The sequence below is a fragment of the SAR324 cluster bacterium genome, from assembly GCA_029245725.1.
Lineage (GTDB): Bacteria > SAR324 > SAR324 > SAR324 > NAC60-12 > JCVI-SCAAA005.
The window spans coordinates 19965-28255 of the sequence record JAQWOT010000349.1 but is presented as its reverse complement, the minus strand read 5'-3'; the positions used below and the strand labels follow the sequence as shown (position 1 = coordinate 28255).

The 8291-nt window shown below is 40.4% G+C and carries 8 protein-coding genes; 1 reads left to right on the top strand and 7 read right to left on the bottom strand.

The window, feature by feature from the left end; translation table 11 throughout:
- Positions 1-356: 356 nt before the first annotated feature.
- Complete coding sequence (locus P8O70_19235) at positions 357-1367, bottom strand: sugar ABC transporter substrate-binding protein (GenBank protein MDG2198974.1); 1011 nt, start codon at positions 1365-1367, stop codon at positions 357-359.
- A gap of 107 nt (positions 1368-1474) precedes the next feature.
- Positions 1475-2944 (bottom strand): M81 family metallopeptidase, encoded by a 1470-nt coding sequence (locus tag P8O70_19230; GenBank protein ID MDG2198973.1) that lies wholly within the window; start codon positions 2942-2944, stop codon positions 1475-1477.
- Positions 2945-3330: 386 nt separating this feature from the next.
- Between P8O70_19230 and P8O70_19225 the strand changes: the two genes are divergently transcribed.
- Complete coding sequence (locus P8O70_19225) at positions 3331-4155, top strand: phytanoyl-CoA dioxygenase family protein (protein ID MDG2198972.1); 825 nt, start codon at positions 3331-3333, stop codon at positions 4153-4155.
- A gap of 14 nt (positions 4156-4169) precedes the next feature.
- Here the strand turns inward: P8O70_19225 and P8O70_19220 are convergent, their stop codons facing one another.
- From P8O70_19220 to P8O70_19200, 5 genes are all read right to left on the bottom strand, one after another.
- On the bottom strand, positions 4170-4322 hold the full coding sequence (locus P8O70_19220) for a hypothetical protein (GenBank protein MDG2198971.1): 153 nt from the start codon (positions 4320-4322) through the stop codon (positions 4170-4172).
- A 138-nt stretch (positions 4323-4460) separates the two neighbouring features.
- Complete coding sequence (locus P8O70_19215) at positions 4461-5756, bottom strand: adenylate/guanylate cyclase domain-containing protein (GenBank protein MDG2198970.1); 1296 nt, start codon at positions 5754-5756, stop codon at positions 4461-4463.
- 7 nt (positions 5757-5763) lie between these two features.
- Complete coding sequence (gene nrtS / locus P8O70_19210; protein MDG2198969.1) at positions 5764-6057, bottom strand: nitrate/nitrite transporter NrtS; 294 nt, start codon at positions 6055-6057, stop codon at positions 5764-5766.
- Between the two features lie 240 nt (positions 6058-6297).
- Entirely contained in the window at positions 6298-7164 is an 867-nt protein-coding gene (gene fliN, locus P8O70_19205) for a flagellar motor switch protein FliN (protein MDG2198968.1), read from the bottom strand.
- Positions 7165-7296: 132 nt separating this feature from the next.
- Positions 7297-8274 carry a Gfo/Idh/MocA family oxidoreductase gene (locus tag P8O70_19200; GenBank protein ID MDG2198967.1) on the bottom strand — a complete coding sequence of 326 codons (978 nt, stop codon included), beginning with the start codon at positions 8272-8274 and terminating at the stop codon, positions 7297-7299.
- Positions 8275-8291 lie beyond the last annotated feature (17 nt).

Here is an 8291-nt window from a genome sequence, read left to right as displayed (position 1 = left end):
CAACTAAAGCTAAATCTTGATAGATAGTTTCAATACCAAGATTCTTTGCATCTTTTGTGTTATTAATAATAACTGGTTTGCCATCAATTAATATTTGGCCACTGGAAGGTCTAATAGCTCCTGAAAGAATTTTTATGAAAGTTGATTTTCAGCTCCATTATCACCAAGTAGAGCAATGACTTCATTAAACCTTAATTGAAAATTAACATTTTTCAACGCCTCCACAGCACCATAGGTTTTTGTTATATTGCGAGCTTCAAGTACTAGATTATTAGTATCCACTGTAAATCTATTCAGATGAGCCAAACTTCACTGAAGAAGTTTGGCATGTTGCAACAATTTATTTAAGTTATTTACTATAAATTTTCATATGGCTTGCCTTTGAGAGCAACTGTTTTCCACATATCAGGTAAATAGTTATCCCAGTTGTTTTTAGTAATAAGAACAATGCCACAATCAGTCTTTTTAGGAAATGCGTTTCCACTAAAATGATCAGCAATATTTCTTACAGCTTCATATCCTTGTTTTTGGAAATTCTGATTAAATGACCCCCATGCCTCACCTTTCCCAATGGAAGTAATAACATCTGGTGGATCATCTATACCAATTACCTTCACGTTATTCATATAACCCATTTCTTTCACAACATCTATTCCAGTTGTGACTGTTGCCCCTTCTAGCCAGATTGCAGTGTCTATCTCTGGATACGCCTTCAAGGAGGCTTCTAAAACCCTAGAAGCCGTAATTGAATCAACATTAGTGAATTGAGTGTCAACAATTTTTATATTTGGCCAGGATTTGCTACTCGCATCAATGAATGACTGACGCATCGTGGCCTGGTTCGGTATGGCAGCATTGTTCATCATCATCAAGACGTTAGCATTTCCTCCTGTTGCTTTACCTAATTCATTCGCAGCACTGACACCATATGCTTCGTTGTTAATGTATAACATTGATATAACTAAATCTGGATCAGGATATTCCTGATGAACAGATACAACTGCTATCCCTTTTTCTTTAGCCAATTCTAGAACTGGTCTGAAAGCGTCATAATCCCAAGGTTCAATTATCATTGCATCAAAGCCTTGATTAACAACGTTTTCAACTGCTTCAACATAGGCTTCAGTACTGACTTGAGAAGGCTGAATCATAGTGTAATCAATACCATAATCATCAGCCGCTTTTTTCGCTGATTCAGTCCTTACTTTGTATGGTTGGAATTGGGGGTAGTCAACGTGAACGATTCTTATCGGGTTTCCTTTCTTGTTAAGTATTTTGTTATGGCCACTTGCCAAGCCAATAGATCCAATACCAAAACTTGAGAGAATTACTACTATCAGTAAACTGATTCTTTTATAAATACTCATGATTACCTCTGTATATTAAGTAGAAAAAAATGAATGCTTCTTTGATTTTGATTAATTTATCTCCTTTAATGTGTTAAGAATATTTTGATCAAATTGTGACGTTTCGATTAATGACTAATCTGATCAAAGGGGAAAATTGGTCTTGGCAAATTATTCCATTTGAAATTTTCTAGTTGAGACATTGTTGAACCCATTGTATTAACTCTTATGACCTTTGAGCAGATATCTTCATAAAACTGCCAATTACTTGCGGTCTTAACAACAATTAATTTAGCTGTGGCTGGATTTAATCCAAAATGCTGATACAGGATTGGATGATTTCCACTTACACCAGTCTTTTCTGTGACAACTACATGAATATTATTAACTAATAGGTGTGCAGCCTCGCCTACATCAAAGGATTCTAAGCCGAGAATATCAGCTTTCAAGATCCCCCCACCTAATTTGATTACTTTTGCTGTTACTGAAACTGGTGTGCTAAACTCTGGGTCAAGCTTTCCACCTAGCTTTATGGTGATGATTTGTCCCTCTCCCGCCTCTCTTGCTGCAACAACTGCTTCAGCGTCTACAATAGGGATGAATGCAATTTCCCTCACATTCTGTCTGAGCATTTCTTGCAGAATCTGTGTGTTATCACCGCCTGCACCACCAAACACACTATCCCCAGTGTCTGACAGAATTACTGTTCCTCGCTCCTTCAAAGCGTAATCTATCGCTTTTTCTGGTTCCAAACTTTCAGTTTTCAAGAAATCGAACCTCAGTTTCCACGCTTTATCAGCTAACTTATTTGCTATTCTATCCGCAAGTTCCTGATTGTTATCTGTCACTGCTATGGCTGACCAACCACCCTCTGGGATATCTAGCCATGGTTGCATTGGATATGTAGATGTTGATAAAACTCCCGGAAGCTTTTCAAAACTGCGTGCATAATCAAACCATTCTTTCATTGGCCCATTGTCCGTGAGAAATTGTTCTTGGTGCGTTATTATTGGGATTTTCTTTAATGAAATTTTTGGTTTTATTCCTTTGTCTTCTAGAAGGTGAAGAAGTAGCTTCCCTGCCCGATAGCCAGTGTCAAATGTTTTGTGGGGCTGATCATTATGTGCAACCACAGCATCAATATTAGTGATCATTTTTCGCGTTACATTCGCGTGATGATCGAGGGCAATTAGAATTATTGTTCTACTCCCAACAATCTTTCTTGCTAATTCCAGTAATTCACCTTCAGTATCATGATAAATTTCTGATTGAGCTGCACCATGTAAGTCAAAAAAGAATGCATCAAGATCTGTTAATTCAGCTAAATTATTTTGTAATTCTTCCTTAAAATAGTTAAATGTATCCTTTTCAATAATTCCACTTGCCCCAGCCCATGCTCTAAATATTGGAATTACTCTGTACTTGTCTGAATATGATTCTAATTTTTTAAGAAAACCACTTATAACACTTGTTTTTCCTTTTTTTTCTATAACTTCTTCTTTTTTATGTAACCCATACATTATAAAAGTATCGATGTTAGTTTTTTTTTGACTAAAACTATTTGTTTCTTGGCCAAAGCTTGCAAGTGCTATTTTCATAAATCTCTTTTGTTTTTTTGGCAATATTTTTTTGAATTCACCAGAATATTTACTTGTTTTTTTGAGAAAAACTCTGTAAGTAAACAAAACTATTAATCATCTACTTCTTTTTATTTTCAAGCATTAATAATAGTTATCTTGGTTTTTTTATTGGCGACATGTTTCATGCTGTATTTTTCTTATAAGACTGCGAATTAAAATATCTTTTCAAAAATCTTTTCAATTGTTGAAGAATTTATTTTTTAGTTTCAGCTTAACAATTAATTTTTTCGTTATTTTCATTATTCGTTTACTGTCTTGAAACTATCTTAAATATATCTGATACAAATTTTTCTTCTTCATACTGCATATATGAAAGTTATGATCATTTTTTTCAGGATTTTATTATGAGATGCTTTGATGTTTCTTCCGACCAAATACAATCATTTCTTGACGATGGTTATTTAATTATTGAATCTCTTTTAGATAGTGAAGAAATTTCTCTTTTATTGTCGGCTGCCAAACAAGACCCGATGATGAAAAAACATGTCTTCGATATGACTGATCGTCAGGGCAAGACTAGCCAAATAACATCTTGGAATCATCCAAACAATGATATTTGGGGAATGGTCAGTCGATCAGAGCGAGTTGTCGATACGATGCAAAAATTGATTATGGGTGAAGTGTATCACTACCATTCGAAACTTCTTCGTAAAAAAGCTAGAGAAGGAGGTGCATGGGAATGGCACCAAGATTACGGCTACTGGTATAGCAATGGTTGTTTATACCCATACATGGCGAGTTGTTGGATAGCACTTAGCCCCGCCAATCGTGCAAACGGGTGTTTGCAAGTTATAAAAGGATCACATCACGTTGGTCGACTTGAACACGGAATTTATTCTTCTCAACACTGTGCTGATCCAGATCGTGTAGACCAATTGCTACAGCGTCTTGAGCATGTTTACTGTGAGTTAGAACCTGGCTCCGCTATATTTTTTCATTGCAATACCCTTCACAAATCTGACGGTAATATAAGTGATCTAGACCGATGGAATCTTATTTGTTGCTACAATGCCGCGAGAAACAATCCCTATTGTTTTTCTCATCATCCCCAATATACACCTCTTTATAAAGTCCCAGACTCTGCAATCAAGGAGATAGGATTAAAATTCGGTGATGATTCTGAATCATTTTATAAGTCTTCTGAGGCGAGTATCTTTCAGAACCAATAAGCAAACAAAAATTTCTATGGACTACGACCAATTTTTCCTAATTCTGCGTTGATGGGCCCGACCAATTGTGCTGTCAGTCTGTGCATACTCGTTGTCTGCCTTGGCAGCCAGTCCTTCAGAGACTCGTTGCCAGACAACACGCGTGCTCCAGTGATAATGGAGAGCATGGATCATCACGGAGAGCGTAGCGTCTGGTAGCCATTGGACTCCTCTTCAATAGGGAAAGGAAAAAAGCTTTTCCCCTAAGGAGAACGATGTTCCTCAAACGACCAAGTGTTTATTTGATGACAGGTCCTACTTCTCTGCTAGGAATTTTTCAGCAGACTTCCCCCCTCCAACTTGCTCTCATACTCCTCCTGCAACTGTCGTAATTCCAGAATCACTGCCCTGATGTCTGCAGAATTCAGTACATTGACTTCAATATTCTGACCCTGATGAGAGAGGCGCTGGCGACGGTTTCGATGAGCCTCAGAGTGAAAATCTTGCACTTGATAGACTTTGATTGGGCGACTGAAGCCTTTCGGGGTGATTTCATCAAAAGGTAAAAACTCAACATCTCCATCCAACAAACGCATCGTCGGCTCAGAAACCAAGATTTCGTTATTTGGTGCCATGCTCTGAAGACGGGCTGCCAGGTTGACTGGGCTCCCCAAAGCTGTGTAGTCCAATCGTTGATCTGACCCAAAGTTCCCAACTGTGCAATAGCCTGTCACAATTCCCATCCTAACATTCAATCCTTCTGGAGCTCCCAGTCGATCCCAATATTTGCTCAATTCATTCACACGTTGCCGCATTCGCACAGCCATTTCTACACATTTGAGGGCATCTTCAGTTTCTCCATCAGAATTTGGATCTCCAAAGAACACCATTACAGCGTCTCCAATGAACTTGTCAATGGTTCCTCCACACTCGATAGCAATAGTTGTCATCTCCGAGAGATAGTTATTGATAATACGGGCTAATTTTTCTGGTTCTAGTGTGTCGGATAGATCTGTAAATCGGGCGATATCAGAAAAGAAAACTGTCAGGTTTTTGCGCTGGTGTGTTCCTAAGTCGCTGTGGGTGTTTGCAAAAATACTCTCATAAATTTGTGGAGACAGGTACTTTGCCAGTCGCTTTGCCAGCATCTCCAATTGTTTACTTTTTTCTTCAATAACACCTTGATCTCTCATTCTTTGCTCAAGCAACTCTTCCTTCTCTTTACGGAGCTGCATCTCAATTGTACGGTCCACAAAATGGCCTTGAACGCCGTTAAGATATGAAAAGCTGTCGTCATGGGTCTGTGCAGACAGTAACGAATAAACCCGGGTTTCTCCTTCGATTTCAATTTCTATTTGGGGAATCAGAATGGAGCCATTTTCGTTCAGTCCTGTCACGAACTCATCGATCTGCCTGCCAGGTAGTCCAAGTTGTTCTAACACATCAGGGAAGTAAGCATTCGAGACGTTGCCCAAGATGGGGAAGAATTTTTTGAAGTTTTTATTTACCCGCCGGATTTCCAAATCTCTGTTGGCAAAATAGGCAGCTGTGATCGCGTTTCTGAAATTGAAGAAACTCAGTTCGATAATATTGTTTTGGTTGAATAACTCTTCAAGGTTCATCGTTTTCCTACTTTGCAGCAAAATCTGCATCGGACCGTTGTGCTGTAGAATTTTTTCTTCTACTAAGTTTGCCAGTGATAGCTCCCCAGGTAGTCACACAGTAAGGAGTACAGTAGGTTAAAATGATTTTCCAAAATACTGGCCACTCACCACGCAAGAGAATGTCGTCACCATGATTAATTGTTGTCAAAATGGTGCCTATGACTAGTGCGGTCAGAAAGGCCTTCTTCGGGGTTCCATGACCAAATGCTAGCTCAAGCAAATCATATTCAGTTCCACGATGTCTGAGTGAGATGTGCATTGAATTGCCTTGTAGCACTAAATTTTAATTGTTTTGACTGGCTGGCACTAGTGGATCAATCAAACCCATAACCTGAAGTCGATCTTGGAAACATACGCCACTGGGAATCAATTCCTCATCACTCATCACATAACAGAAGCAACTTAATACTTCAGTCAATATACTAGTGAAGGGCTGTGAATGTGTCTGCAGCTCAAAGCTCATCGGTGGGTGGGGGTCTAGATCAAACAGCTCAATTCCTCAAAATTGAGCCAATCCACCCATTCGTTTTACTCGATCTTGAGGGGATATGATTTCGGAAATCTTGGCTCCAAAATTTTCTTTACTAACGACCAATTCACCACGGGCGACTAACTTGCCGTTCACAAAGATGTCAAGATCTTCGCCAACAAAACGGTGGAGTTCAACAACGGATCCTTGCCCAAGAGAAATCAGATCCTTAATATCCATTCTGGTTCGTCCAACCTCGAAAGTCACCTTGAGAGGCATTTCCATCAGAAAGTCTACATTCACACTAGATGGTGGAGTTTCTTCTTCTTGAAAAGACAGATTTGCATCAATAATGTCGGGAGGATCGGTGTTTTCCTGCAGAGAATCCTCGAGGTTATTACCCAAAGCAAGGGTTCCTTGCAGTGGTTCTTTTTCACTGTTTGATTTCTGGTCTTCTTCCCTTACATTTTCTGAAGAATTTTCCTTCAAAGAAGAGAGGTTCTCTTTGGTGGAATCTACATTTTCAAGCGAAGGATCTTCTTGCCTTTCATCTTGCGATGTGATGGCTTTTATCAACTCTTTTTCACTGTTTGATTTCTGGTCTTCTTCCCCTACATTTTCTGATAGTGGAGAGGGAGCATTTTCAGCTTTTTCACCATCAGCAGCTTGATAAGGTTGTGTCTCCAGAGTCTCAATTGCTTGGCTATTTCCTGAGTCTTGGCGGAGTCCCTCTAGATTAAAGGGTTCAGGAATATTTTGGAAAGCCAGACTTTTTTGAAAATCGGTTCTTTGAAAGTATTCATCAATGTGACTAACAAGCTCGGACCGCACCTTGTCGTTGAGTTGTTCAAGCAGGTCAGCAGCAACTTTGTTTGCTGTTGATGCCCTCTCGCTCATCGTAATATTTCGAGCACAATATAATGCTGAAAGTGGTTTTTGGTCAGAGGATGTTCTCTAAAAATGTATTGGGTGGCTACAGAAGGGGCTCTTCTTTGGTAATTCCTTGAGCCCTAGCAACAGCTTTGTTGTCTAGAGTTCAATTCTATGCACCAACTGATCAATCCATCGCATTACCTGAATGCCGTCAGCATATCGTGCACCCTGCGGAATCTCTTCTTCTCCAAGAACCACACGACAAAAACAACGCAACTCTTCGGTCAACATCCCAGTGAAGGGTTGTGAACGTGTCTGCATTTCTAAGGTCATCGGTGGGTGATAGCCCTGATCCCAGATTTCAAAGGGACGAGGGTTTGGAGAGATCCGCCCCATCCAGCCGGTTCCGTAGATTTCCATCCGATCAAAGCCCTCATGCGACATGGAATCTGGAGTCAGAAATCCAGCCACAAAGGTAGCAATCTGACCGTTACTCCAAATGAGTTGTGCCAGTGCAAGGTCCATCACTCCCTCGGAGTTTCGATGCTGTTGTGCCTGGAATGTTTTGGGTTCCTCGGCATTCACCAGTGACTGCATACAGTATAGATCATGAACCATCGTCAGGAAGAAGGGATTCTCGTCAGCATAGTGAGTTGCGTGAGAGGTGGGCCGCATCCGATAACACGAGGCATATTCAAAGCCACCACGTTGCTGACACTGGTACTGAAGCTCCCGAAACTCACTGTTGAAGAGCAGGATGTTCCCCAACATCAACCTCCCAAGTTGTGAAGTATTCAAGGCTTGTAAGGTCTCTGCTTCAACAAGACTGGGAGCAATAGGCTTCTCTAGCAGAACAAAGACATCCGTTTGCAGCAACTGCTGGGCAAGATGAACGTGTGAAGTGGTTGAGGATGCAACGATCCAGGCATCCACATCTATATTTTCTAGGGCAGTACTCAGCTCTGAAAAGCGAGGGATCTCTTGGAGAGATGCAGAGAGTTGGGAGAGAGCGTCATCAGAAAAATCAACGATCACACAAAGTTGCGCTTCACTGAGGCTGTTGACGGTCAATGCGTGAAGTGTCCCGAAGTACCCAGCACCTAGGACACCGATTCGGACGGGAGTCATCGTCATACAGAACCCTTCAGGAT